The organism is Cyclobacterium sp. SYSU L10401, assembly GCF_010993705.1.
Taxonomy (GTDB): Bacteria; Bacteroidota; Bacteroidia; order Cytophagales; family Cyclobacteriaceae; genus Cyclobacterium.
On sequence record NZ_WOFO01000012.1, the window covers coordinates 59,112 to 83,335 of the forward strand.

At 45.8% G+C, this 24,224-nt stretch carries 17 protein-coding genes; 5 read left to right on the forward strand and 12 right to left on the reverse strand.

Annotation, left to right across the window (positions count from 1 at the left end; all coding sequences use genetic code 11):
• Window positions 1–743 precede the first annotated feature (743 nt).
• The 8 genes from GL182_RS21340 to lepA all read right to left on the reverse strand — a co-directional run bounded on the left by GL182_RS21340 (window position 744) and on the right by lepA (window position 15,036).
• Window positions 744–4,181, reverse strand: a complete 3,438-nt coding sequence (locus tag GL182_RS21340) for a S8 family serine peptidase (protein WP_163381825.1) — start codon at window positions 4,179–4,181, stop codon at window positions 744–746.
• Window positions 4,182–4,250: 69 nt separating this feature from the next.
• Complete coding sequence (locus GL182_RS21345; RefSeq protein WP_163381826.1) at window positions 4,251–5,069, reverse strand: DUF4843 domain-containing protein; 819 nt, start codon at window positions 5,067–5,069, stop codon at window positions 4,251–4,253.
• A gap of 2 nt (window positions 5,070–5,071) precedes the next feature.
• Window positions 5,072–6,511: a RagB/SusD family nutrient uptake outer membrane protein gene (locus GL182_RS21350; protein ID WP_163381827.1), complete on the reverse strand. Its 1,440-nt coding sequence runs from the start codon at window positions 6,509–6,511 to the stop codon at window positions 5,072–5,074.
• Window positions 6,512–6,522: 11 nt separating this feature from the next.
• Window positions 6,523–9,498 carry a SusC/RagA family TonB-linked outer membrane protein gene (locus GL182_RS21355; protein ID WP_163381828.1) on the reverse strand — a complete coding sequence of 992 codons (2,976 nt, stop codon included), beginning with the start codon at window positions 9,496–9,498 and terminating at the stop codon, window positions 6,523–6,525.
• A gap of 158 nt (window positions 9,499–9,656) precedes the next feature.
• Window positions 9,657–11,576: an OmpA family protein gene (locus GL182_RS21360; RefSeq protein WP_163381829.1), complete on the reverse strand. Its 1,920-nt coding sequence runs from the start codon at window positions 11,574–11,576 to the stop codon at window positions 9,657–9,659.
• Window positions 11,577–11,582: 6 nt separating this feature from the next.
• Window positions 11,583–12,212 carry a 7-carboxy-7-deazaguanine synthase QueE gene (locus GL182_RS21365; protein WP_163381830.1) on the reverse strand — a complete coding sequence of 210 codons (630 nt, stop codon included), beginning with the start codon at window positions 12,210–12,212 and terminating at the stop codon, window positions 11,583–11,585.
• Window positions 12,213–12,269: 57 nt separating this feature from the next.
• A complete protein-coding gene (locus GL182_RS21370; RefSeq protein ID WP_163381831.1) occupies window positions 12,270–13,169 on the reverse strand; it encodes a bifunctional 5,10-methylenetetrahydrofolate dehydrogenase/5,10-methenyltetrahydrofolate cyclohydrolase in 900 nt (299 codons plus the stop codon).
• A 73-nt stretch (window positions 13,170–13,242) separates the two neighbouring features.
• The gene (gene lepA / locus GL182_RS21375) at window positions 13,243–15,036 is read right to left on the reverse strand and encodes a translation elongation factor 4 (protein ID WP_163381832.1); all 1,794 of its coding nucleotides are present in this window, start codon (window positions 15,034–15,036) and stop codon (window positions 13,243–13,245) included.
• Window positions 15,037–15,430: 394 nt separating this feature from the next.
• Between lepA and GL182_RS21380 the strand changes: the two genes are divergently transcribed.
• Both GL182_RS21380 and GL182_RS21385 read left to right on the forward strand, forming a co-directional pair.
• Window positions 15,431–16,036 carry a hypothetical protein gene (locus GL182_RS21380; RefSeq protein WP_240469921.1) on the forward strand — a complete coding sequence of 202 codons (606 nt, stop codon included), beginning with the start codon at window positions 15,431–15,433 and terminating at the stop codon, window positions 16,034–16,036.
• 2 nt (window positions 16,037–16,038) lie between these two features.
• Entirely contained in the window at window positions 16,039–16,569 is a 531-nt protein-coding gene (locus tag GL182_RS21385; RefSeq protein ID WP_163381833.1) for a DUF4924 family protein, read from the forward strand.
• Window positions 16,570–16,577: 8 nt separating this feature from the next.
• Here the strand turns inward: GL182_RS21385 and GL182_RS21390 are convergent, their stop codons facing one another.
• Window positions 16,578–18,512 (reverse strand): AAA domain-containing protein, encoded by a 1,935-nt coding sequence (locus GL182_RS21390; protein ID WP_163381834.1) that lies wholly within the window; start codon window positions 18,510–18,512, stop codon window positions 16,578–16,580.
• A 74-nt stretch (window positions 18,513–18,586) separates the two neighbouring features.
• On the opposite strand from GL182_RS21390, the gene GL182_RS21395 reads away from it, so the two are divergent.
• Window positions 18,587–19,192, forward strand: a complete 606-nt coding sequence (locus GL182_RS21395) for an ACP phosphodiesterase (RefSeq protein ID WP_163381835.1) — start codon at window positions 18,587–18,589, stop codon at window positions 19,190–19,192.
• Window positions 19,179–19,628 carry a hypothetical protein gene (locus GL182_RS21400; RefSeq protein ID WP_163381836.1) on the forward strand — a complete coding sequence of 150 codons (450 nt, stop codon included), beginning with the start codon at window positions 19,179–19,181 and terminating at the stop codon, window positions 19,626–19,628. The genes GL182_RS21395 and GL182_RS21400 overlap by 14 nt, the downstream gene beginning before the upstream one ends.
• A 26-nt stretch (window positions 19,629–19,654) precedes the next feature.
• On the opposite strand, the gene GL182_RS21405 is transcribed toward GL182_RS21400, so the two are convergent.
• The 3 genes from GL182_RS21405 to murI all read right to left on the reverse strand — a co-directional run bounded on the left by GL182_RS21405 (window position 19,655) and on the right by murI (window position 23,573).
• Window positions 19,655–20,704 (reverse strand): M42 family metallopeptidase, encoded by a 1,050-nt coding sequence (locus tag GL182_RS21405; RefSeq protein ID WP_163381837.1) that lies wholly within the window; start codon window positions 20,702–20,704, stop codon window positions 19,655–19,657.
• A gap of 28 nt (window positions 20,705–20,732) precedes the next feature.
• The gene (locus tag GL182_RS21410) at window positions 20,733–22,616 is read right to left on the reverse strand and encodes an amidophosphoribosyltransferase (RefSeq protein WP_163381838.1); all 1,884 of its coding nucleotides are present in this window, start codon (window positions 22,614–22,616) and stop codon (window positions 20,733–20,735) included.
• A 141-nt stretch (window positions 22,617–22,757) separates the two neighbouring features.
• Complete coding sequence (gene murI, locus GL182_RS21415) at window positions 22,758–23,573, reverse strand: glutamate racemase (protein WP_163381839.1); 816 nt, start codon at window positions 23,571–23,573, stop codon at window positions 22,758–22,760.
• A gap of 263 nt (window positions 23,574–23,836) precedes the next feature.
• On the opposite strand from murI, the gene GL182_RS21420 reads away from it, so the two are divergent.
• Window positions 23,837–24,193, forward strand: coding sequence for a hypothetical protein (locus GL182_RS21420; protein WP_163381840.1), 357 nt, complete (start codon window positions 23,837–23,839; stop codon window positions 24,191–24,193).
• Window positions 24,194–24,224: the final 31 nt, after the last annotated feature.

The following is a 24,224-nucleotide window of genomic DNA, read 5'->3' on the forward strand; positions in this document are numbered from 1 at the left end:
AAGTTTATCCCGACGGACGACCTGAGGAGACCAAGTCGGGGAACCCCAGCGGGATCACCAAGTTAGAAAAGGTTGCATAATAATATGCGATCTTTTTTTATTTAAATATTTCATGGGGTGAGAAGTTTATCCCGACGGACGACCTGAGGAGACCAAGTCGGGGAACCCCAGCGGGATCACCAAGTTAGAAAAGGTTGCATAATAATATGCGATCTTTTTTTTATTTAAATATTTCATGGGGTGAGAAGTTTATCCCGACGGGCGACCTGAGGAGACCAAGTCGGGGAACCCCAGCGGGATCACCAAGTTAGAAAAGGTTGCATAATAATATGCGATCTTTTTTTTATTTAAATATTTCATGGGGTGAGAAGTTTATCCCGACGGGCGACCTGAGGAGACCAAGTCGGGGAACCCCAGTGGGAGGACATGCCGTTTAGAAAATGTCCCTTAGGACATTTTTAGGCTTGGGCCAGGATGCAGGGCAGGTCTGTAATTATTTTTAACCTTGTTCTTCGGAGCAAAGTTTTCTTGATTTAAGCAATTTGACTGGGCGAGAAGTTTATCCCGAAGCAGGGCTGCCCAGTGGGAGGATTCGGGAAGCCCGAGCGGGAGGACAAGCCGTATAGAAAATCTCCCTTAGGGCATTTTTAGGTTTGGGCCAGCATGCAGGGTGGGCCTGTATTTATTTAAAACCTTGTTCTTCGGAGCAAGGTTTTTGTATTTTTAACCAACTGTCTGAGAAGTTACTCCTTCATCACCTTAAAGGCATGCCGTTCACTCCCCGCCTGAACCTGTAGCAGGTACAATCCCTGTGGGAAATCGAAATCCATGACAAACTCCACTCCCTGCTGTTCCTTATTAAAATGGTTTTGCTGCCTTAGCCGACCTGAGCCATCCACTAGGCGTACATCCACTTCTCCCCGGTAACCATTGTTGATAAAGAGGGAAAGCCTTTCATTCACCGGATTGGGCCCAATGGCATAACCCGCCCTTCCGGCAAAGGTTTCATCCCCGGTACTGGAAACTACCACTACCCCCGATAGCCTGTTACACTGATCATCTATAACGGCTACCTGATAGGCTCCGCCATCTTCTACCATGTAGCTTCTTTCTGTGGCGCCTGCTATGACCTGACCATCCCTGTACCACTGATAAGCACTTGCAGGGATCCTGGAGCTCAACTGGGATCCATTGGCCACAATTTCCGGTCTTCTCAGGGAATTGGCAGTAATGGTGATATCCCTTTCATACCTGTTGACTCCACCAGGCCCGCCTATCTCAAGGGATACCCGGTAGGTCCTGGCGTTATTGAATATAAAAGTAGGATCAGAATCAGTAGAAGATCCAAAACCCCCAAAATCCCATTGGTAAGAGGTAATATTTCCTTCAGAGAGGTTCACGAATTCGGATAGCCCACCGGCACAGTTGAATACCACTTCAAAATTGGCCAATAAAACGTTTTCACAAGATATATTACTCCAATTGGCTGCGTTGGTTACCGTAGAAAGGGGATCCAGATTTATGACAGACTCACCCTGTAAATCTACATTTTGCACACTCAGTCCTTCGAAACAATATTTCTTGTAGGGCTCATGAGTCAAAGTAGCTTTACCCGGCGAACGGATAAGTGTCTGTGCGCCAACGGCATCCGCATGACTGATGTTTTCATTCACTATCAGGGACAAGCCATCGGCAAGAATCAACTCTGCCCCGGTCCCCAGATTCAGGGAATTCACTGCGGTCATGTCCTGGTTTATTTGCGTTGCGCCATTTAGCTCGAGATTACGGATGGTACCGGATGCATTTACCTCCAAAATTCCACCTGCATTTACCAGACTTTGTATCTCGGAGGCGGAAAAATCTTCATAAACGCCATTTTCCCCTGAAAACACCATGTTCAGGGACTCTTCTATGATGGCACCCGGATCAGCCCTAAAGCCTTCTTCAAATTCCAGTCTGGACAAGCCTCCACGTAATCTGGTCCCTTCAGACAGGGTAATTTCATTCACAAGCAGTCTCTCCATACCAAATTCTACGTCAGCACTGCTGATTTCCAGCAAATCTATACCGGGCATGGAAAGTACCCTCCACCTGCCTTCATCAAACCAGACATTAATTTCTGAAAAGTCCAGTTGCCCAAAGTCAAGTATATTTTCATTTTGATCCCTACCTTCGAAGTGGATCAGGCCATTTCTTACATTGGTGAGGTTGTTGCTGGACCTGAAGCCATTCCTGATCAATAGTTCATTTTGGTTTAAATCCAAAACCAACGGTTCCTGGCCAAAAATATTCAGGCTAAAAACATCTGTGTTTCTGGACAGGTTGATGGTTTGGCCTGCCACAGATCGGTCTATCACCACCCGGGTCCCTTCGTCAGGTATTAAATTGGCACTGGGTCCATTGCTGTTTTCAGACCAGTTACTGGGATTATCCCAATCCCCATCGCTGCCTATCCAATACAGCGTGCTGGATTGTCCATCTGACACTCCGGCTGAAAAAACCAGACTAAACGGCTGTTGTCCATGGGTTAATTCTCCCTTATGACTGACCTGCACGGTATACCGCTGTGGTGTCGGGCTATCTATGGAGACCTGCTCCACATTGTCCCTGAAATTATCCACACTATTGCTGGCGATGGCACTGGAACCATCATTGGGGTTTAAGGTCCAGGGAAAAAAGGTGTTTCCATTTTCGTCAATTATCCTCAAGTCCAGGTCATTTACCAACATCAAATTGGTGGGATTTACACTGGGTGACGGAGAAGTCCCGGCCGGGTCGGTCCAGGCGATGGTAGCTTTTACGGGGTCCACCCCATTGGAAATAAATTCAAATTCATAGGTCTCTCCCTCCCGAAGGTTTAGCTCCCGGATGATTTTCGAACTACCATCCTCATCAATGATCATTTCGGCCGCAGCTTCTGTATCCAGCAGCCCCCATCCAAACATGTAATCAGGGCCAGGGTTCATTCCTGCTTCTTTCGCCGTTTGGATGCTCAGTGCTTTCAGTGTTGCAGAATGCATGTACCTGCCAGCATTTCTATCATTGAACAATTCCTGAAGCAGCAATAAGGAACCTGATACGTTGGGTGCGGCCATGGAAGTACCACTCAGCGAGGCATAGCTGTCAGCCCCATTTTCGCTGAGCACTGCCGAGGAGAATACATTAACCCCCATTCCGACAAGGTCGGGTTTGATTCTCCCATCATCTACGGGTCCCCAACTGGAAAAGGAGCTCATGGCTATATCTGAAGGATCGGTGTATTCACCCTGCATACCAACCGCCCCAATGGTAAGGCTGTTTTTGGCCACACCTTCAGGACCGATAGAATCATCCGGCCCGTCAGCATCCCTTGATCCATCACCCACATCGGACCGGTCATTTCCTGCTGCCCAAACAATGGTATAAAAAGGTTTGGCAAAGGCCAGTTCATCTATTTGCCTGGATTTATTCGTGTAGAATCCAAACCTGTAATCCTCACTTGAACTGATGCTTTCATTTCCTGCCCAGCTCCAGTTATTGTTGCTGTCGCGGAACCAGCCCATCAAAAAACCATAAGAATGGTTGGAGATGAGATGCCCTTCAGGGTTTAGGTCTGGATCATAGCTGTTTTGGGTCATTTTGGAAATATCGGCATCCCAATTAAAGGCCCAACCGGTGGCTTCATTTGCCATACCCCGGGCATTACGGTTGTTTCCTGCTGCCAGAATGGTACCTGTGACATGGGTGGCATGGTTACTGATTTCCTCCGTCGATCCATCAATCTGGGTGACCCTGTTACCAAATTCATTGTGAGTAGCTTTGGGCCTGGTCTGATCGTAGATACCAATGACCATATCTGCACCTGCCAGGTTCAGGTTTAAATTCCCTCCCGCCTGTAAAGCACTGGTACCAGTGGCTGCAGCAGCATTTACATTATGTGTTGTGTAGTAAACCGGATGGTTTTCCTCATCCAGGTATTGGAATACAGCGACTCTTTCCCGGGAAAGGTTCATGGTGAGCGGAATTCCCAGCTCCTCAGCCAGGACTGATTTTTCTTCAGGTTTTAAGCTATATTGCCTGACATTATCCTGTAGCCTCTGGAATACTTCTGATCTGACTTTCTGCATTCCTCCCTGAGGTACCTGGGCAAATCCCACTTTTGCAACCAAAAGAAGGATGACCAAAAGAACATTTTCTTTCATCCGATTTCTACCATTTGTTCAGGAGCTGGTAATCCAGGTAATTTTTCCTGGACCCTGCTCAAATTCTCTTTATTCTATCACCCTTGTCAGGGTCGTAACACCACTTTCTTCTGCTTCTTCATTCCTCCAATTGATCCTAATGGTGCCATCCTCGTTTACCCTTCCCGTACCATTGAAAGTATCGTCTCCAAAGACCAGGTCAGGTTGATCCGTAATGGTTATTTCACCGCACAACTCGGTAAACACCGCTGGGTTATCTTCTGCTCCGAACACCTGAGAATAAACCCCGCCCGTGATATCAGAAATCCTATAGGTAAATGGCTCCAATTCGGTAATCACCACCTGATAATTTACGGTTCCTCCGGTACCTACGGTAACCGTACTGTATTCTCCGGCCAAATCAGAAGGACAAGATAACCTGATCTCTAGGGTCAATTGGTTGTAATTGGTGCTGATTTTCATATCACCGGCATCCAATATGGTCAAGGTCAGGTTGGGGGATTCTTCCGTGCCCAGATTTCCGGTAAGAATTTCCAGGGGCATGTCCACAAAACTGCTGTTGGCAGGAATGGTGACCTCATTGTCTACCAAACGGTAATGCACCCCTGCTATGGCCGTGGATTCCGGGTCTACTCCTACCAAAATGGTAACCGGTTCTGACAATTGCTGACCAACCAGGTTTAACCTTACCACTTCCTGGTCTACCTGGTTATCATTGGTCTTGGTCATGATCTTACGGATGGTACCATTTGGTCTCGATGCATCTTCAAATTCAACTTCCAAACCTTCCCAAACGATATTGAACCCGGATTCCTCCATACAAGCTGATAGCCACAGGGAGGAAAAAACCACCAAGACCAAAACAATTATTTTTTTCAATGCTTCCATATTTAATATCCCGGGTTTTGCTCAAGGTTTTCGTTTAACTGAATCTGCTCCAACGGAAGGTTTCCCAGAATCCTGTAATCTGTGTAGGGTACTTCCAGAAATTCTCCATGCTTACTGATATCCCTCCCGTTTCTTTTCAAATCGAAAAACCGATGTCCTTCCAAGGCAAATTCCAGTCTTCTTTCCAATAAGATCCGATTTAGCAACGCCTCCCCCGAAAGGAGATTGTCAATGGCTCCCAGGCCCCTTTTGGAACGAAGGGCATTGATGTCTTCCCTGGCCCCGGCAGGGTTGCGCTGATACCTGGCTTCGGCCCTGATCAGGTACAATTCCGCTGCCCGGATTACCGGAATATTTTCCAGAAAATCACCCTTATAACCCGTCCATTTTCTGCTGGCATATACCGGACCCTCAATCCCTTCCCTTGTCGTTTCTCTCCAACAATTCCTTCTGACATCCCCTTCCTCATAGGCGGAAATCAATTCATTGGATGCCCCAATGATAAATTGAGCAGCCGGTTCATTATCTGCAACCAGTGAATTGAGGGAATTGTTAACCCCATCTACACTGCTCCAATCCACCTGCCTGAGTTCAAGCTCAAACAGGGACTCAGGGTGGGGTGCCCTGGAAAAACCCTGTACATACTGACCGGCCTCCGACAAACCGTCCCCGTTGGTTCTAAGGCCCAGGAAGTCCATGGCAGAAGTGGCTGCGGCCTCCGCCTCTTCCATGCGATTCCAATACAGGTAAAGCCTGGCCAGCAAGGTCAATGCTGCCCCTGCATTGGCATAATAGACCCCTTCCGAGCCTATGGGGACAGCCCCTACCAGGGGTATCGCTTCTAGTAAATCACTTTCAATCTGCTGGTAAACCTCCTCCACTGTAGACCTGGTTCTGAAATCGGCATCTGAGGCTACCAATGTGGGGGTCAATCGCAAAATTGGCCCCAGGTTAAATCCATCAACCTCCCTCCCTGGCTCATATCCGTATACCCGGCAAAGGTCAAAATAAAACAATGCCCGCATAAAATAGGCATCCCCTTTGATAAAGGACTTTTCCTGTTCTTCTCCTGAGACAGTTTCATCATCTATACTTTCAATGATGAGGTTAGCATCGTTGATGCCTCCATAGACCACACTGTTCCAAATGGCGATGTGATCCCGGTCTCCATTGGATTCTTCTCCCTGATACCTCCCTGTATTGGCTACAATCCTTAAGTTATCAGCCAATATTTCTGGAGCAATCATCATTGTTTGCCCATAATAACTGAAGCTTGTCGCCCGGTTATACATGGAATTGGCCACAGATTGAAAGCCAGAGACATCATTAAAAGCTACCTCTGGAGTAAGACTTTGTCTGGGCGTGGTATTCAGGTCTGTACAGGAAAACACTGGTAAAGCAAGCAAACCTGAATAAAGTATGTATTTTCTGATCATCTTCATCTCTCTCTTTATCAAAATGTAAGGTTGATACCTGCAGTAATTTGTCTTCCTATCGGATAGGTACCATAGGTATCTCCAATGGAATTTACTTCCGGATCCAGACCATTGTATTTTGTGAGTGTCCACAGGTTTAATCCCTGTACGAATACATTCATTTCATCTATTCTTGCCTTGGAAAGCAAGGTGGTGGGCAGGTTATAATTGAGGGTGATTTGCTTTAGCCGGATATAGCTCCCGTCTGAGATTTGTTTGGTAGAAAACTGCTGGTATCCGGAATGCCCCGGGATTCTTCCACCTTCATAGGGCTTGGGAACATTCGTGATCTGTCCGGGCGTTCTCCAGAAATAAAGCTGATCGGTGGTTTGGTTGTCCTGCCCTATGGATCCCGCTTGTGCCATGTTGTACAAATCCTGATTGAATGCCAGGTTTCCGTACTGATACTGGAAAAACACTTCCAAACTTACCGGTCCATAGGATAGCGTATTGGAAAGGCCACCATAATTCCAGGGCAATGCACTTCCTATGTATTTCTGATCATCGTCACTGAGCAGGTAAGTATATTCACCGTTTTCATCGAAGTACATGGGAGCACCATTGGCTGGATTGACCCCAGCATACTCATAGGCATAATAAAAATCTATGGGTTTTCCTACGATCAGGTCGTTGCCCAGGCGATCCAGGCCTTCGTATAGCTCCAGAAGTTCATTGGAAAATATAGAAGTATTGAAAGCAGTGGTCCAACGAAACTTGCCATAGATCAGATTAGTGGTCTGCAAGTCAAAGTCTATCCCCTGATTCCTCACCTTCCCGGTGTTTCTGGTAATTGACCCGAATCCTGAATCTATGGGTAATTGGGTTTCAAAAAGCAATTTGCGGGAATCCTTTCGCCAAACATCCACTGTAGCAATGATCCGCCCATTAAAAAAAGTACCATCCACCCCAAAGTTCATGGAAACCGACTCCTCCCAGGTCAATTGGTCATTCCCCAACTGCACAAAACGCAAAGCTCCTCCTCCCAGATACTGTCCGGCGGAACCAACCAGGGTTCTGGATTCGAAGTTGCCTATGTTGGAGTTTCCTGTAATCCCATAAGAGGCCCTTATCCTCAGGTTATCCACCCATAAAGCGTTCTCCATAAAGCGCTCTGATGAAATCCTCCAGCCCGCAGATACGGCTCCAAAATTACCCCAGCGGGTATTGGTTCCAAACCTGGACGAGCCATCCCGCCTGATGGTCAAATCAAAGGTATATTTGTCATCATAATCATATTTGGCCTGACCAAAAAAACCGGACCTGATGTATTCCGTGTAGAAGCCACCCACCTGAAAAGGTTGAGCCGCATTCTGCAAATACCTTAATACCGGGTTGGGAAACCCCCTTCCCGTGGCAGAGGTGTTTTCCTGGGTTTCCATCTTGTACTCGTATCCCAGGATACCGGATAAGGTATGGATATCATCAAATTTTTTGTTCACATTGAAATTGGCGTTGGCATTGGAATTGACAATCCTCCGGTCTGTGAACGTGGAAGAGCCGCCATAGCTGGCAAAGGCAGGAATGGTGGAAGGCCGGTTGTTTTCGTCCCGATTGTCAGAAAAGTCAATGCCTCCAAAAGCAGTAAAACCCAGCCAGGGCAAAAATTTGTAATTCAATTGCAAATTGGAAACCGACTGATAACTGGTCCCTTTTCTAAGCTCCTGCCTTACTCCCTGAACAATGTTATATCCAAAAAGATGTTCGGAGGGATATTCTGCGAAACTACCATCTTCATTGTAAATGGGAACATTTGGCCGGGAAACATATCCTGCCACAAAAGGGCTGTTGACAAAATTACCCCGGTCAATGGCGCCATTGGTTATCTGCCTGGATAGTGACAAGTTGGCATTTATACTGAACCTGTCGTTTACCCGATGGGAAAGGTTCATCCTTCCAGTGGTTCGGGAATAATCGGACATGATGATTTGGCCCTGCTGATAGGTGTGAGAACCGGATATGAAAAACTGGGTACCTGCATCACCTCCTGACAGGGAAACGTCATAGACACTCATTCTCCCATCCCGGAACAACTCTCCCAGCCAGTCTGAATTCTGTATGCCTGTGTCGGAAGGACTCCCAAAAATATTTTCTGCATCTTGAGGGTTAAGTCCCGCATTGATATATGCCTGCCTTTTGATAGAAGCCAGTTGATTTGAATTCATCACATCATAGAAGCCCAAAGGCTGCACCAATCCTTCCTGTGCAGAAACCCTTACTTTCGTCTGGCCCTGCTTTCCCCTCTTGGTGGTGATCAGGACCACCCCATTGGCCGCCTGCGCGCCATAGATAGAAGCAGCGGCTGCATCTTTAAACACCTCTATGGACTCTATATCGTTGGGATTGATGGAGGCAAGTGCATTCTGAGGTCCCTGACCTGATAATCCACCGGAGGCTACCTGTACGCCATCCACGATATATAAAGGCTGGGTACCCGCATTGATGGAACCTACACCTCTGATTTGGACGTTTAAAGTGCCTCCCGGCTGGCCCGAACCTGAGGTCACCTGCACACCGGCAACCCTACCCTGCATGGCCCTGTCAAAGGATTGCATGGGAAGATCCTGGAATATTTCTCCTTTGACGGAGGCAATCGCCCCGGTGACTTCCCTCCTGGTCTGGTCGCCATAGGAGGTGACTACCACTTCATCCAGGGCGGTAATATCCGGGCTCAAAATTACATTGATGTTGTTTCGGTTTCCTATGGTTACCTCCTGAGGCTGTAATCCCACAAAGCGGAAAATCAAGGTGTTTTCTCCTTCGAGTACCTCAATCTGGTAATTCCCGTCTATGTCTGTAACCGTTCCCGTGTTGGTCCCCTTTACCAAGACCGTCACTCCTGGGATAGGCAATCCGGCTTCTTCATCGGTAACAGTACCGGTTATTGTCCTGCTTTGTGCCAGGGCCCAGGTGGACAGGGAAAGTAAAATCAATACCAGTGGTAGGGCTTTATTCATAAATTTGATTTGAAGTTAACAATCAATCAATTTTATACAAATTCTGTGGATATTCCAATCAATGGCAGGAAGTAAAGCGGATGATCTTGGATTTCCAACAAATTATAAACGCTTTAAAACCAATTCAGTTTATGCAAATCGGATATTTCTGAAGGAAACTATTGGATAACAACTTCAATCCTTCGATTGTATGACCTGTTTTCCTCTGTATCATTGGGGCGGAGAGGGGATGAAGAACCTTCTCCACTGGTGTCAATTCTTTCCCCAGGTATTCCTGAATCAATCAGAAATGCCCTGACTTTTTCCGCTCTTCTTCTGCTAAGGGACACATTATAGGTGTCATTGCCCACATTATCAGTGTGCCCTGCAATCAAAATGGATACTGCAGGATGATCTTCCAAAAATTTCACCAGCCGCTTAAGCGAACTGATGGAAGCAGGTTTAAGGCTGGTTTCATCAAAATCAAAAAATACATTCTCGAATACAAAATAATTTCCGGAGGCGATGGGTTCCAGATAGACTTCCAGGTTTTTTCTGTTCTTCAAACTATCACGATCCACATTGAAAATCTTAGGCATAAATCCCTTTTTTTCTACATACAGACCTGAAAAAGCCTTGTCCGGATAGATCATGGTGAAAGCCCCGCTTTGTCCATCCGCATTAAATCTGTATAAAGTGCTATCCGTGTCCAGGTCTACAAGAGAAAGTATAGCATCTACAGGTTCACCGGTTTCCTCATTGACTACCTTTCCTTCGGTCACGATTATTTTTTCACCCAGATCGATCTCCTGCGGAAAATCAAATCTATACAAATAAGAACTATCCACCCTTCCCGATAAGTAACTGTTTTCCGTGTAATAGGCATAATCCTTTTGTGCAGCAATAAACAGGGCTACCTGATCCTTTTGGTCGTTTATGGGATAACCCAGGTTTTCTGGCTTTTCAAACCCTCCGGTCCCATACCTGCTCAAAAAAATGTCCTTTCCCCCGTATCCTTCATGTCCGTCTGAGGCAAAGAAAAGGACTGTATTGTTAAAAAACACAAATGGAGAGACTTCATTTCCACTGGTATTCACCTCATCTCCAACATTTTTTGCCTCCGACCACTGGCCATCTGCATGGCTTTCGGTATACCAAATGTCGTTTTCCCCCTCTCCCCCTGGGCGATTGGAAGAAAAAAACAAGGTACTGCCATCGGCAGAAAGGGAGGGTTGTGAATCCCAAAACCTGGAATTGACATTTTTCCCCATGTTCTCCGGTTTCTGCCAGGTACCGTTAACTTTTGCTGTAAGGTAAAGATCACAGCTTCCAAAGGAATCCGGGGTATCGCAGGAAGTAAAGATCAGGAGGTTACCATCCGCAGAAATGGTGCAGGTACCCTCGTTGTAGCGGGTATTAATCATCACCGATATGGGTTCAGGAATGGTCCACTTCCCATCCTCCGAATTGGAAAAATAAATGTCTTCGTGGTCTCTGGGAGCTATTCCATCCCTTTTGGTGAAAAAAATCCGCTGTCCATCGGCTGTCAACACCGGAAAATACTGTAACCTGAATTGATTGAGAGGAGCGGCCAACTTTTCTTTGTTCAGCTTTAATGGGTTATTGATTCCTTCCGCAATGAGCTCAAGTTGGCGCTGCTTCTTCTGATAAGCGTCTGAAGACAGGAATTCAGGAGTGAAATAACCCTTATGCTCCTCCACCACATCCAATGCTTGCTGAAAATCCCCCATTTGCAGGTGTATCTGTCCCTGCAACCAACCCATTTTCCCTCTAAAAAAATCACTATCCTTGATGGCAAGCCGACTTTGCCCCATTTTTATTACCTCCAAGGCCTCGGTAGCCTGACCACTGCTCAGCAAAACCTGGGCGTGCCGAATATACGCTTCATAAAAATCCTTGCTTCTGGAATAGGCCTCCCGGAATTTCTCCCTCGCTTCGGCTAATTGCTTCCTTTGAAGAAAACCCTCTCCTTCTTCAAAATACCTGATGGCCCGCTTGTCGATAATGGAATATTCCTGAGCCATCCCCTGTACACAGGCAGCAACCAATAGCAAACAAAGCAACACCAACCTCAACATATCTTTCTAGGGTATTTCCATGTATTTATGGGTTTGCAATGAAACCCTCCAGGAAGGATTTTCTTTAACAAATTCGATGATTAAAGGGGTCATCTTTGCTGCCCTGGACCATTCAGGCTGCAGCAGCAGGTGGCATTTATCCTGGACCAATGCGGCATGTTTCAAGGCAAAATCAAAGTCACTTTTATGGTTAATGATCACTTTCATTTCATCGGCGCGTTCATAAATACCCAGATCCGGAGCTTTAAACTTCTTGGGTGAAAAACAGATCCAGTCCAGACTTCCGGATAAGGGATAAACCCCAGAGGTCTCCAAGTTGATTTGGAACCCCTTTTGTTTCAGCAGTCTGGTAAGCAAGCTTAAATCATACATCATGGGCTCTCCACCCGTTATCACAGCCAATCTTGAAGGATAGGACGCTGCTTCTTCCACTATCTTTTCCACCGGAACCAAAGGCCAATTGCCTGCCTCCCAGGAGGATTTTACATCACACCAGACACAACCCACATCGCATCCACCCAGGCGGATAAAGTAGGCGGATTGTCCTGAAAATATTCCTTCTCCCTGAATGGTATAAAAGGCCTCCATTAAAGGCAAAAGCTGCCCTTTCTGAACCAATTGCTGTTCTTCTTTCATAATTTTTGATTGAGCGGGTTATTGAACCGCTGGTTTACAATAAATTAAACGCTAAACTCAGGGATAAATTTCTCCCTTTGCCGCCAAAAGCGTATTATATAATAGCGAAGCAATGGTCATCGGCCCTACTCCCCCTGGTACCGGTGTGATGGCTGAAGCCTTTTCGGCAACTTCATCGAAAACCACATCGCCTACCAGTCGGTAACCGCTTTTCTTGCTGTCGTCTGCGATACGGTGTATGCCCACATCTATCACCACTGCACCGGGCTTTACCATATCCCCAGTCACAAATCCAGCTTTTCCAATGGCCACGATCAGGATGTCTGCACTGGCGGCGATTTCTTTGAGGTTTTGGGTGCGGCTATGGGTGAGCGTTACCGTACAATTGCCCGGATAATCATTCCTGCCCATCAATATACTCATAGGAGACCCTACAATGTGACTCCTGCCGATCACCACGCAATGCTTACCCGACGTTTCTAATTCATACCGCTTCAGTAACTCTACAATGCCATTGGGAGTGGCAGAAATATAGGCCGGCCAGCCAAGCGTCATCCTTCCTACATTTGCCGGAGTAAAGCCATCTACGTCTTTTTTAGGTTTAATCTCTGCGGTAACCTTATCCACAGCTATGTGCTTTGGTAGCGGCAACTGTACAATTAATCCGTGGATACCAGGGTTATCATTGATTTTCCGGATCTCCCTGAGCAATGCCTCCTCGGACACCTCTGCACCCAGCCGTACCAGGGTGGACTTAAAACCAACCTGCTCACAGGCCTTTACTTTTGCCGCAACGTAGGTCTGGCTGGCGCCATCCTCGCCCACCAATATGGCAGCTAAATGAGGAGGTTTTTTACCTTCCCCCGTCATTTGGGCTACCTCTGCGGCTATTTCTTCCTTTATGGTAGCCGAAATTTTTTTTCCGTCGATTTTAACAAATCCGTTCTTTTGTTCCATAAGTATTTTTTTCAAAAGCAGTTCCGGAATCAGGTGACCCGGGTTAATTGAACAGGTGTAAAAAAAAGAGTTGCTAGTCTAATTTCAACACGGCCATAAAGGCTTCCTGAGGCACTTCCACATTGCCTACCTGCCGCATCCGTTTTTTTCCTTTTTTCTGCTTTTCCAATAATTTCCTTTTCCGTGAAATATCACCTCCATAGCATTTTGCCAATACATTTTTCCGCAAGGCTTTAACCGTCTCACGGGCAATTACTTTCGTTCCAATGGCGGCCTGAATGGCGATTTCAAACATTTGCCTGGGCACCAGCTCTTTCAGTTTTTCGCAGAGTCGTTTTCCCCATTCGTAGGCCTTGTCCCGGTGAACAATCGCTGAAAGGGCATCCACAGGTTCTCCATTGAGCATGACATCTAATCGAACCATGTGCGACTGCCTGAAGCCGATCAGTTCATAATCCAGGGAGGCATAACCTCTGGAAATGGTTTTGAGTTTGTCAAAAAAGTCAAAGACAATTTCCACCAGGGGCATATCGAAGGTCAATTCCACCCTGTCGGAGGTCAGGTAGACCTGATTTTTGATCTGCCCCCGCTTGTCCATACAGAGCTGGATCACCGGTCCTATATAATCTGCTGCCGTGATGATGGCTGCTTTTACATACGGCTCCTCAATGTGCTTGAATAAATTGGGCTCAGGCATATCTGAAGGAGCGTTGACAAAGCGGTATTCATCGTTGTTCATCAATGCCCGGAACTGAACCGAGGGAACAGTGGTGATCACCGTCATGTCAAATTCCCGTTCGAGCCGTTCCTGAATGATTTCCATGTGCAGCATTCCCAGAAAGCCGCAGCGAAAGCCAAATCCCAGTGCTGCAGAAGTCTCCGGCTCCCAAACCAGGGAGGCATCATTCAGCTGGAGTTTTTCCATAGAAGCCCTCAGTTCTTCAAAATCGGTAGTCTCCACAGGATATATACCTGCAAATACCATGGGTTTTACATTTTCAAATCCCTGAACCGTCTTGCTGCAAGGCCGTTTTACGTGAGTAATGGTGTCCCCTACTTTTACCTCCTTGGCCACTTTGATACCGGAGACCAGGTAGCCTACATTACCGGCCTTCAGTTGCTGCTGGGGTTTTTGCTGTATGCCCAAAATTCCAATTTCATCGGCATGATATTCCTTTCCGGTATTGACGAACTTGATCCGGTCTCCTTTGTTGATGGTCCCGTTGAAAATCCGGAACAACACTTCCACTCCCCTGAAGGGGTTGTACACGGAGTCAAATATCATGGCTTGCAGCGGTCCCTCTTCATCCCCCTTGGGGGCCGGTACTTTTTCCACCACCGCATTGAGGATGTCTTCGATGCCTATCCCTTCCTTTCCGGATGCCAGAATGATGTCTTCCCTATCGCAGCCTATCATTTCCATGACCTCATCGGCCACCACCTCCGGCTGGGCACCGGGCAGGTCAATTTTATTCAATACCGGAATGATCTCCAGGTCATGCCCTATGGCCAGGTAAAGGTTGGATATGGTCTGGGCTTCAATTCCCTGGGAAGCATCCACTATCAATAAGGCTCCTTCACAGGCAGCAATAGAGCGGGAAACTTCATAAGAAAAGTCCACATGTCCGGGCGTATCAATCAGATTGAGGGTATATTCTTCTCCCTTGTAGGGATATTTCATTTGGATGGCATGAGACTTAATGGTAATCCCCCGCTCTCTTTCCAGGTCCATACTATCCAATAGCTGGTCCTGCATCTCCCTATCCGTCACGGTATTGGTAAATTGCAGGAGCCGGTCTGCCAGTGTACTTTTGCCATGGTCTATATGGGCAATGATACAGAAATTTCTTATTTTTTGCATGTTCATACTGGGTGCAAAATTAGTAAATCCCCGGCGTTTTTATAGGTTTTGATGATTTTAATTAGAAGTAGGCCTTTCTATTGGTTCACCGCCCATTTACACTGATTTTCACAGATTTTTTCTGATATCTCTAAACTGCGAATAACTGACCCTTATTCTGTGATTTATCTGTGCAAATCAGTTGTGCAACTTTTTTCACCACAGATTTTCCTGGTATATATCGCATAATCTGCAGTGGGACCATTTTGAAGGTTGGATTTGTTTATAGAATCGCAGATATTTGGGATATATTGCAAGCTGGTCGGTGAAAATGACCCTTTTTGGGCCGTGCAGTTGGCTCCCCATCCATTTGGAGGAAGGTAGAGGAATCACCGCTCATAAGAAGAAATACGGGAGTTTAATGAATAGAAATGCTTTTCTGTGTGTGGCAGTCGGACTGTTATTTTGTGGCAGCCTGCTTTCGGGGTCGATTCCCAAAGACCCGCCCAAAAGGGGAAAGGTAACCGTCTCTCCCAACCGCACGCTCAATTGGGAAGATTTTAAAGAGGTGGAAGTCATCCGCGGCAAAAGCAGTATCAATGCCATTTGCCTCAGCACCTGCGAGGTGGAGATCCTGAAGCTGCATACCTATCCCGACCACCTAAAGCTGGAAATCAACGCCAAAATCCACCTTCAGAAGGACCTGTCTCAAGTAAGCCGGGATTTTCTGAGCCGCTCGGACGAGTCCACAAAAAAACAGGTTTTACACCACGAGAACGGTCATTTTGCCATTGCCCAGATCATCGGTTACCGAATCGTCCGGGATGTGAACGGCCATGCATTCGATCCCAGCCAGTACAAAACCCAACTTAACGGGATCATCCGGGAAAATTTCAAAAACTGGAAAAGACTGGATTCCCAGTACGATGCCCAAACCACCAAACCCAATAATGCCGAGGCTCAAAAACGCTGGGATGAATTTTTCACATCGGAGCTGCTGGAACTACGGCAGGCAATCTACCCTTAAGCATGAAATCCATCGCAGAAAAAAAGAAAAACGAGCACCTGATCGAATACATCCTGTACCTGTATCGCATGGAAGACCTTATCCGTGTCTATCAGTTTAACATGGAAGATCTGGAGCAGTATGTATTGACGCACAAAAACGTAAGTCCCCGGGATCGGGCGGAAAGCAAAGCCTGGCTGGAAAGATTGGCCGATGGCATGAAACGGGCCGGAATAGAGGAAAAGGGGCACTTACCCGAAGTGCAAGCCCTGGTAGATCGGCTGGCAAAATTCCACTGGAAATTACTCAAAACGGACCCGGTTTACCTGTCCCTGCACCGCAAAGCCCAGCCACACTTACTCACGCTGCTTTCCGACCTAAACGATGAAAACCCAGGCCACGAAATTCAGATTTTTATACACACCCTCTATGGATTGTTGCTGAGCAAATTAAACGGTAAAAAAGCCCCCGAATCCGTTGAAGCCGCCGCCGCCCGGTTTGGAGAAGTGCTTTCCTACCTGGATGCGCAGTTTAGAGCTTCTGAACAGGCCTGATACCAGGCCTACTGCCCGCCATCCCAGTACTCGTACACACTGTGGTAGCAGTCGTTTGCCTGCACGTGATCCAGGAAGGACTGGTAAAAAGGATGACTGCCGATGGTGGCGCTATCCCCCAATACGATGAGTTTCCGCTTTGCCCGGGTAAGCGCCACGTTCATCCTTCGGGTATTGCTCAAAAAACCGATTTCTCCCTGGGGATTGGAGCGGGTGAGGCTGATCAGCATGATGTCCTTTTCCTGGCCCTGAAAGCCATCTACCGTACTTATCGTTATGCGATCGCCCAATTGTTTCAAATAAAGCCAGGTTGTGTCCTCATTGAGCATTTCCCTGAGCAGGTTTACCTGGGCCCTGTAGGGAGCTATGACACCTATATTCCAGGGCTCATTTTCTACCATGCCCGGCCCCATCCTTTTCAGCAGGTTTTTCAATAGCCGCAGCGCCATGATGGCTTCCTCCTTGTTGCTGATACTAAAGGTTTCCTTGTCCTGATATTCCATAAAACCGCTTCCTGCGGTGTCAATGTACTCCATTACCGCTTCATCCGCCTGGAGGTAATGCGATCTGGTATTTTCAGCCGCCTTGAGTGCTCCCCCATAAAAAGTACTGTTCGAAAAACCCATGATGGTTTCCGGCATGCGGTATTGAAGGTCTAGCATATGGGAAGAGAGTGGGTTGCGGGCAATGGCCTTCTCAAAAAGGGTCACCTGTAATCCCTCAAAGGCTTCCCTGGATTTTATGGTGGGTGGCAGCTGACAATGATCCCCCGCCATCACCACTTTTTCGGCTTGCAGGATCGGTATCCATGTAGCAGGCTCTAACCCCTGCGCAGCTTCATCCAAAAATACAACAGGGAAATTTCTACCTTTCAGTAAGGATGAAGCTGCCCCCACCAAGGTACAGGCAATCACCTGACTGCTTTCTAATACCGTCTGCACCATGTAATCGTATAACTGTCTGGCTTCTCCAAAACAACGGTTGGCTTCATTCATTTCCATCTTTCTTTTTTCCCTTTCGGCAGGGCCAAAATTCCTTTTGAATTTCTTCGCCTTTCTTCTGGCTTCTTCACCGGTTTTTTTGAGCTTTTTATAATCTTTGTAGGCCGGATGTGCCAGCACCTTGGCATCCAGGGTTTGCTGGAAAATACCATCCTCCACCCTCGCAGGATGCCCCATCCTAAGTACCTGTACCCCCTCTGCCAGGAGCTTTTCCACCAATACATCTACAGCAGCATTACTTGGCGCACAAACCATAACCTGGGCATGGTACCGGAGGGTAGTAACAATACCCTGAACCAGGGTGGTGGTCTTACCGGTTCCGGGGGGGCCATGTACAATGGCGAGGTCCTTTGACCGGTGCATCAGTGCCAATGCCTGATTCTGGCTTTCATTTAGCCCTTCTACCTGTACCTCGTCCATTTTTGATATGGCCGCATTTTCCTTTCCCAACAATACATCTCTGAGATAGGCCAGCCGGTTGTTTTCTGCCTGAAGCACATTTTCCATGGCTGCACTCATGACCTTATAGGAGGTTTCATCAAACATCAGGTCCAATCCCAATTTCCCCTCATTGATCCAGTCTGGCAAATGGCCGGCATTCAAACTAAGGGTCATTTGATTTCTATGGACATGGTTTACCACTCCATTTACAAAACTGGCCCGAAGGTTGTTCTCCACGTTGTTGGAAAAAAGACAAATGGATTTTCCAGATTGAAACCTGTGGTTATCCTGTGCTTCATGAACACTTACTTCTATTATCAGCTGTTCGGAAAAAGTATATTTTACCTTTACCAAATTCACTGGGTACCAACACATTCCGGAAGCAATTTTGTCTTTGATGGATTTGCTATAGGTAAGTTGACGAAACTGCCTGCGATCTTCTTCCCATTCCTGTTGTAAAAGTTTGCTGGTATATGCTATTTCTTCTTTTATATTTGCCATTGGTATTTTCTTTTTCACAGGGCCAAGATTAGGAAAAACATTTCTATTTACTATCAAAACAGCCTAAAGACCGCATGAATTTTCTTGCACATGCTTATTTATCATTTGATCAACCCAAAATACTGGTCGGTAATTTTATCGGAGATTTTGTCAGGGGCAATCTGGATCGTCAATTCGAAAAAGATATCGTGAAGGGTATATTGCTACACCGGGAGATTGATTCGTTTACCGATAGCCACCCATTGGTAAAAGAAGCACAAAGCCTGCTCAAACCGGTATTTAAAAGATATGCCATGGTGATTACGGATATGTATTTTGATTATTTCCTGGCAAAAAACTGGCAGGAGTATGATGATCGGAGTCTTGAAAGCTTTGCGCAATGGGTTTATGAAGTAGTAAGGTCCCACAAAGAAATACTTCCGGAAAAATTTCAATATCCCTTTAAATACATGCAGAAAGAAAACTGGCTGGTGGCTTACGGAACCATGGAAGGGCTTCAGCGTTCTTTTACGGGGCTGTCCTACCGCACGGCCTTTGACTCCAAAATGGAAAAAGCTCCGGGCTTTCTTAGACTACATCACGAAGAATTTGAGCAATATTTCAAACCATTTTTCCAGGAATTGATTAATTTTTCAAAAAACAAATTAAACCAAATTTCCCTAAAAGATGGTAAGTTGTAAACCTAAAAAAAGCACCTATTTAAGCCTGGGGCTGGTAGTTGTGATACTTTTTTCCGGATTGAGTTTTCTTCTGTACGACTTCTATGCCAACAGAGATTTCCCCTTTTGGTTTTACCTGCTGGGAAGCTCCATCGTAACAGTCGTTTTATTGCTGGTACTGGTAAAAATGATGGCCGGCTTTAAATTTCTGGCAGCAGGAAAAGACAAAATAGAAATATGGCTTCCCCTTAAAGGACAAAGGAGAAAATATGCTGTAATGGACATTCTGGCGTGGCAGGAGGAAGAAGTAAAAGCCAACCAACGGGTTTTCAAGCAACTGATATTGGTTTTTTCAGATAAATACTCCTTTTCTATCAGCAACCATGAGCACCTGGGCTATGATGGATTAAAAAAATATTTGGTAAAGAAAGTATCCAAAAAACGGGTGAAGGGCTAAGCCCCCTATCACCGGTGATACCTTAATCAGGGATGCCAATCAAAACTGTGCATTTCTTCCAGACAGGCCTTAAGCAATTTAATGCTTGCTGCCACATCAGACTTATGGGCCATTTCGATCACCTGATGGAGGTGTCTGGTGGGTATGGAAATGGCACCTGCTATGGCACCCTGTTTGCCCATACGCTGCACTCCTGCGGTATCCGTACCGCCAGCCGTAAGAATTTCTGTCTGAAAAGGAATGTTATTTTTGGAGGCTGTTTGCTTCATAAAGGCTACCATGCGGTAATCGCAAATGGCGGAGGAATCCATGATCTTTATGGCAGTCCCTTTGCCCAGTTCGGTGATCTTTTCATGGGCTGCTGCTCCCGGTAAATCGAAAGCAATGGTAGTGTCCAGGGCTATACCAAAATCCGGGTCTATGTGGTGTGCAGACACCTGGGCTCCTCTAATTCCCACTTCTTCCTGAACAGTAAAGGTAGCGTACACATCGAAAGCCGGGGATTCTAATTCTCTGAGTGTTTCCAGTAATATAAAAACTGCGATTCGATTGTCAATGGATTTGCAATTGACACAGTCACCCATTTCTATCAAGGCTCTTTCTCTGGTGACCGGATCTCCCACCTGCACCCATTTTTCCACCTCTTCCTTATCCATCCCCAGATCAATGAAATAATCGGTAAGTTTGGGAAGCTTGGTTTTTTCTTCCTGGGTCATCACATGGATGGGTTTACTTCCCATCACGCCTACCAGGTCTTTTTTTCCATGAATAATTACCCGCTGAGCTGTTAGGGTTTTGGGGTCAAATCCTCCCAGGGGGTGAAACCTTAAAAATCCTTTATCGTCAATATGGGTAACAATAAATCCAATTTCATCCATATGGGCAGCCACCATGACTTTTTTATTGTCAGGGTTATTTTTGCCCTTCTTAATGGCGATGACATTTCCCAAATTATCTACCGAAACTTCATCTGCGAGGTCTCTGACCTTCATCAATATAAAATCACGGATTTTCTTTTCAAATCCCGGTGCTCCGGGCAATTCACAAATCTGTTTTAATAAAGCGATATCAATCATGAAAATGTGATGTTTTTTGTATTTTCGGCTAATAAGCCCTGATTACTTTTCCCTCCATGTAGTTAACAAAGGCCTTATTGACTACACGGATACCCCCATCAGTAGGAAAATCACCTGTAAAATACCAGTCACCCCTATGGGCAGGACAGGAAAGTTGGAGGTTTTGAACGGTCTGATAAATCACATGCACATCGGCTTCGATCTTTTCAGAGGTAATAATTTGTGCGATTTTATTGGATATTTCCTGATCTGAAAACGGAGCATATATTTCGTTCACAAAGTTGACCTGAGCATCGGGTTCGGCAAGGCATTTTTCATAAACCTCCTCCAAAACGTACTCCATTTCCCTTTCTTTCAGTAAAGCTACTGCTGCCCGAAAAGCAATAAAATCCTTCATCCTGGACATGTCTATGCCATAGCAGTCCGGAAATCTGATCTGGGGTGCTGACGAAACAATGATGATCCTTTTGGGTTTGAGTTTATCCAGGGTAGTCAGGATACTTTTCTCCAGGGTGGTCCCCCGCACGATACTGTCATCTATTACTACAATGGTATCCACACCGGAGCGAATCACTTCGTAGGTGGTGTCATAGACATTAGAAACCATCACATCCCTGTCGGAGTCATTGGTAATGAAAGTTCTGAGTTTGACATCTTTACTCACCAGTTTTTCTACTCTCGGACGGAAATTCAACAAGTCCTCCAAGTCCTCCAGGTGTGGCTTTCCTTCAATAAGAATCTCGCGTCTTTTGGCACTCAGATAATCCTCCAGTCCTTCGATCATTCCATAATAAGCAGTTTCCGCAGTATTGGGAATATAGGAAAAGACCGTGTTTTTCAAGTCAAAATCAATGGCCTTGAGAATTTGGGGCACCAGCGCCCGGCCTAGATTTTTCCTTTCTTTGTAAATATCCGGGTCAGTTCCTCTGGAGAAATAAATCCGCTCAAAACTACAGGATTTTTTCTCTCTGGGAGGAATGATTTCGTGCTCACCAAAGGAGCCGTCTTTGTTGAAAATCAGTGCATTGCCGGGCTGAATTTCTTTTATCTGCTGGTAGTCTATGTTGAATGCTGTTTTGATAGGCGGTTTTTCTGATGCTACCACAATAATTTCATCATCTGCATAGTAATAGGCCGGTCGTATACCGGTAGGATCTCTGACCACAAATCCTGCCCCATTACCGATCAATCCTGCCATGGCATATCCCCCATCGAAATCCCTGCAGCTTCTTCTCAGGATTCTGGCCACATCCAGTTCCTGTTCTATGATTTCCGTGATTTCCCGGTTGGTAAAATGTCCTTTATACTTATCAAAAATGCGTTGGTTTTCTTCGTCCAGAAAGTGTCCGATTTTTTCCATGACCGTAACGGTATCTGTCTTCTCTTTGGGGTGCTGCCCCAGCTTCACCAGATTATCAAAAAGTTCTTCCACATTGGTCATATTGAAGTTACCTGCCATGACCAGGTTTCGACTTCGCCAGTTGTTTTGCTTCAAAAACGGGTGACAGGTTTCTATGCTGTTCTGCCCATGGGTCCCATACCGGAGATGCCCAAGCCATACTTCTCCGGTAAAAGCGGCGTTATCCTTGATCCATGCAGCGTTTAAAAGATCCTCCTCGGTACCGGTCTTCTTGGCCTTTTTGTATTTTTTATTTATTTTCTGAAATATTTTTGTGACTGCTTCTGATTCCACCGACCTGTACCTGCTGATGTATCGTGTCCCGGGAGGGGTATTGATTTTGATATTAGCCAGGCCTGCACCATCTTGGCCCCGGTTGATCTGTTTTTGCATCAACACATACAGTCTGTTCGCAGCATAGAAGGGCGTTTGGTACTTATCAATGTAGTATTGTAACGGTTTCCTTAGCCGGATTAGGGCAATCCCACATTCGTGTTTGATCTCGTCACTCATAAGTATTAGCGGGGTAAATTAAGTTACAAAGTTAATTCTTTTTTCAGGAATAAAACCCTGTATGCCACCAAACTTAAGCAAAGGAGAAAAAAAGGACCGGAGCGGGTAATAGCCGGAAATTGGAAAGAAAACCGTCAAAAGCTATTCCCATAAGGGGTACTTTTGAAGTTTGATTTGTTTGCCAAAGAATAATTTGGTTGTTTCCTCAAATGAAACAGTGTAATCGGAAACCAGAAATTGATCCTCACGACCCGAAACTTTCTTTGCCAAAAGCTGGTGGTATCCCAGAAAGGAAGCTACAGACCCGGCAACTGTTTCGGAGGCATCTATCAGGTCTATCTTGTTTTTATAAAAAGCCTGAATTTGTGTTTTTATCAGGGGGTAATGGGTACAAGCCAACACAAGCGCCTGAATATCTCTCAACACTGGTTGGGAAAGATAGGAAGCAATGATGTCATTGCTGATGTTCTCCTTATGAAAACCCTCCTCAATCATCGGAGCCAATAAGGGTGTAGCCAGGGACTTGAGGACGATTCCTTCACCTAAATCATTGATTTTCTGCAAGTACACCCCGGAGCTAACGGTTTGCTTGGTACCAATCAAACCCACTTGCTGGCCGGGATGAACTTCCCTGAGGTAATGAACTACCGGGTCAATGACATTGAAAACGTGCGCTTTTGAAGCCACATAGGCTTTTACCAATTCAAATGCTGCTGCTGAAGCAGAATTACAGGCAATTAAAATCAACTTGCAATTTTCCTTGATCAGTACATCTGCTATTTTAACCGAGTAGGCCTGGATGGCTGCTGTACTCTTATCCCCGTAAGGTAAATGGGCTGTATCCCCAAAATAAATAATCTGCTCATCTGGGAGCAGCTTTTTTACCTCCTTTGCTACTGTGAGGCCTCCTATCCCGCTGTCAAAGATTCCTATAGGTGCCTGTGCCTTTATACCCATTGATTGCTCATTACGAAACGAAAAAAGATTTTTTACCGGTTATGACAGATAAAACCCCCGGATTCACGCACCCGGGGGTATGCAAGCGAAGCGTTTAAAGTTAATAATAAGACAAAGTTAATAAAGTTTTCTGAAGCCACAATAGTTACCGATTATACGCAATTTGGGTATTTTCTACCCAAAGTATTTGCGATTTTGATGTCAGGGTGAATCATTTAATGGTGGCACAGTTACTGCGGATTAATTCATCAAACGGTTGTGTTATGAAAGGCAATTTAAATACATTTACAGGTGGAATCATGGGATGCTTTATTTGTGTCCTCATTTTTTATTTTAGCGTCCCCTTGAAGAATTTAGAAGGGGATTTCAACAACTATCCCGTCCAAAGCCACGTATACGAAACTAAAGGCACTGATACAGTATTCATTGCCGCCCAGGAATTACCGCCTACTGTCAAACAGGTAATTCAAACTGATAGTCTCATCAATGATTTAAAAATCACTGTTGTGAAAAAAATATCCCAGAAGAATGACGATTACTATGACGTCTGCTTTCTGGACACGGACAACTTCAACATCATGGTTTTATATGATAAAAATGGTGGTGTTATTCTCCAGTAGATAGATCAGAAATACAGCTAAGCCAACGATT

Bases quoted from the DNA above. Each gene is read 5' to 3' on its own strand.
- GL182_RS21420 (WP_163381840.1), top strand. From the start codon at position 23,837: ATGAAAGGCAATTTAAATACATTTACAGGTGGAATCATGGGATGCTTT.
- GL182_RS21390 (WP_163381834.1), bottom strand. From the start codon at position 18,512: ATGGCAAATATAAAAGAAGAAATAGCATATACCAGCAAACTTTTACAA.
- lepA (WP_163381832.1), bottom strand. From the start codon at position 15,036: ATGAACATGCAAAAAATAAGAAATTTCTGTATCATTGCCCATATAGAC.
- GL182_RS21350 (WP_163381827.1), bottom strand. From the start codon at position 6,511: ATGAAGATGATCAGAAAATACATACTTTATTCAGGTTTGCTTGCTTTA.
- GL182_RS21365 (WP_163381830.1), bottom strand. From the start codon at position 12,212: ATGAAAGAAGAACAGCAATTGGTTCAGAAAGGGCAGCTTTTGCCTTTA.
- GL182_RS21360 (WP_163381829.1), bottom strand. From the start codon at position 11,576: ATGTTGAGGTTGGTGTTGCTTTGTTTGCTATTGGTTGCTGCCTGTGTA.
- GL182_RS21345 (WP_163381826.1), bottom strand. From the start codon at position 5,069: ATGGAAGCATTGAAAAAAATAATTGTTTTGGTCTTGGTGGTTTTTTCC.
- GL182_RS21370 (WP_163381831.1), bottom strand. From the start codon at position 13,169: ATGGAACAAAAGAACGGATTTGTTAAAATCGACGGAAAAAAAATTTCG.
- GL182_RS21405 (WP_163381837.1), bottom strand. From the start codon at position 20,704: ATGATTGATATCGCTTTATTAAAACAGATTTGTGAATTGCCCGGAGCA.
- GL182_RS21340 (WP_163381825.1), bottom strand. From the start codon at position 4,181: ATGAAAGAAAATGTTCTTTTGGTCATCCTTCTTTTGGTTGCAAAAGTG.
- GL182_RS21385 (WP_163381833.1), top strand. From the start codon at position 16,039: ATGAAATCCATCGCAGAAAAAAAGAAAAACGAGCACCTGATCGAATAC.
- murI (WP_163381839.1), bottom strand. From the start codon at position 23,573: ATGGGTATAAAGGCACAGGCACCTATAGGAATCTTTGACAGCGGGATA.
- GL182_RS21395 (WP_163381835.1), top strand. From the start codon at position 18,587: ATGAATTTTCTTGCACATGCTTATTTATCATTTGATCAACCCAAAATA.
- GL182_RS21400 (WP_163381836.1), top strand. From the start codon at position 19,179: ATGGTAAGTTGTAAACCTAAAAAAAGCACCTATTTAAGCCTGGGGCTG.
- GL182_RS21355 (WP_163381828.1), bottom strand. From the start codon at position 9,498: ATGAATAAAGCCCTACCACTGGTATTGATTTTACTTTCCCTGTCCACC.
- GL182_RS21380 (WP_240469921.1), top strand. From the start codon at position 15,431: ATGAATAGAAATGCTTTTCTGTGTGTGGCAGTCGGACTGTTATTTTGT.
- GL182_RS21410 (WP_163381838.1), bottom strand. From the start codon at position 22,616: ATGAGTGACGAGATCAAACACGAATGTGGGATTGCCCTAATCCGGCTA.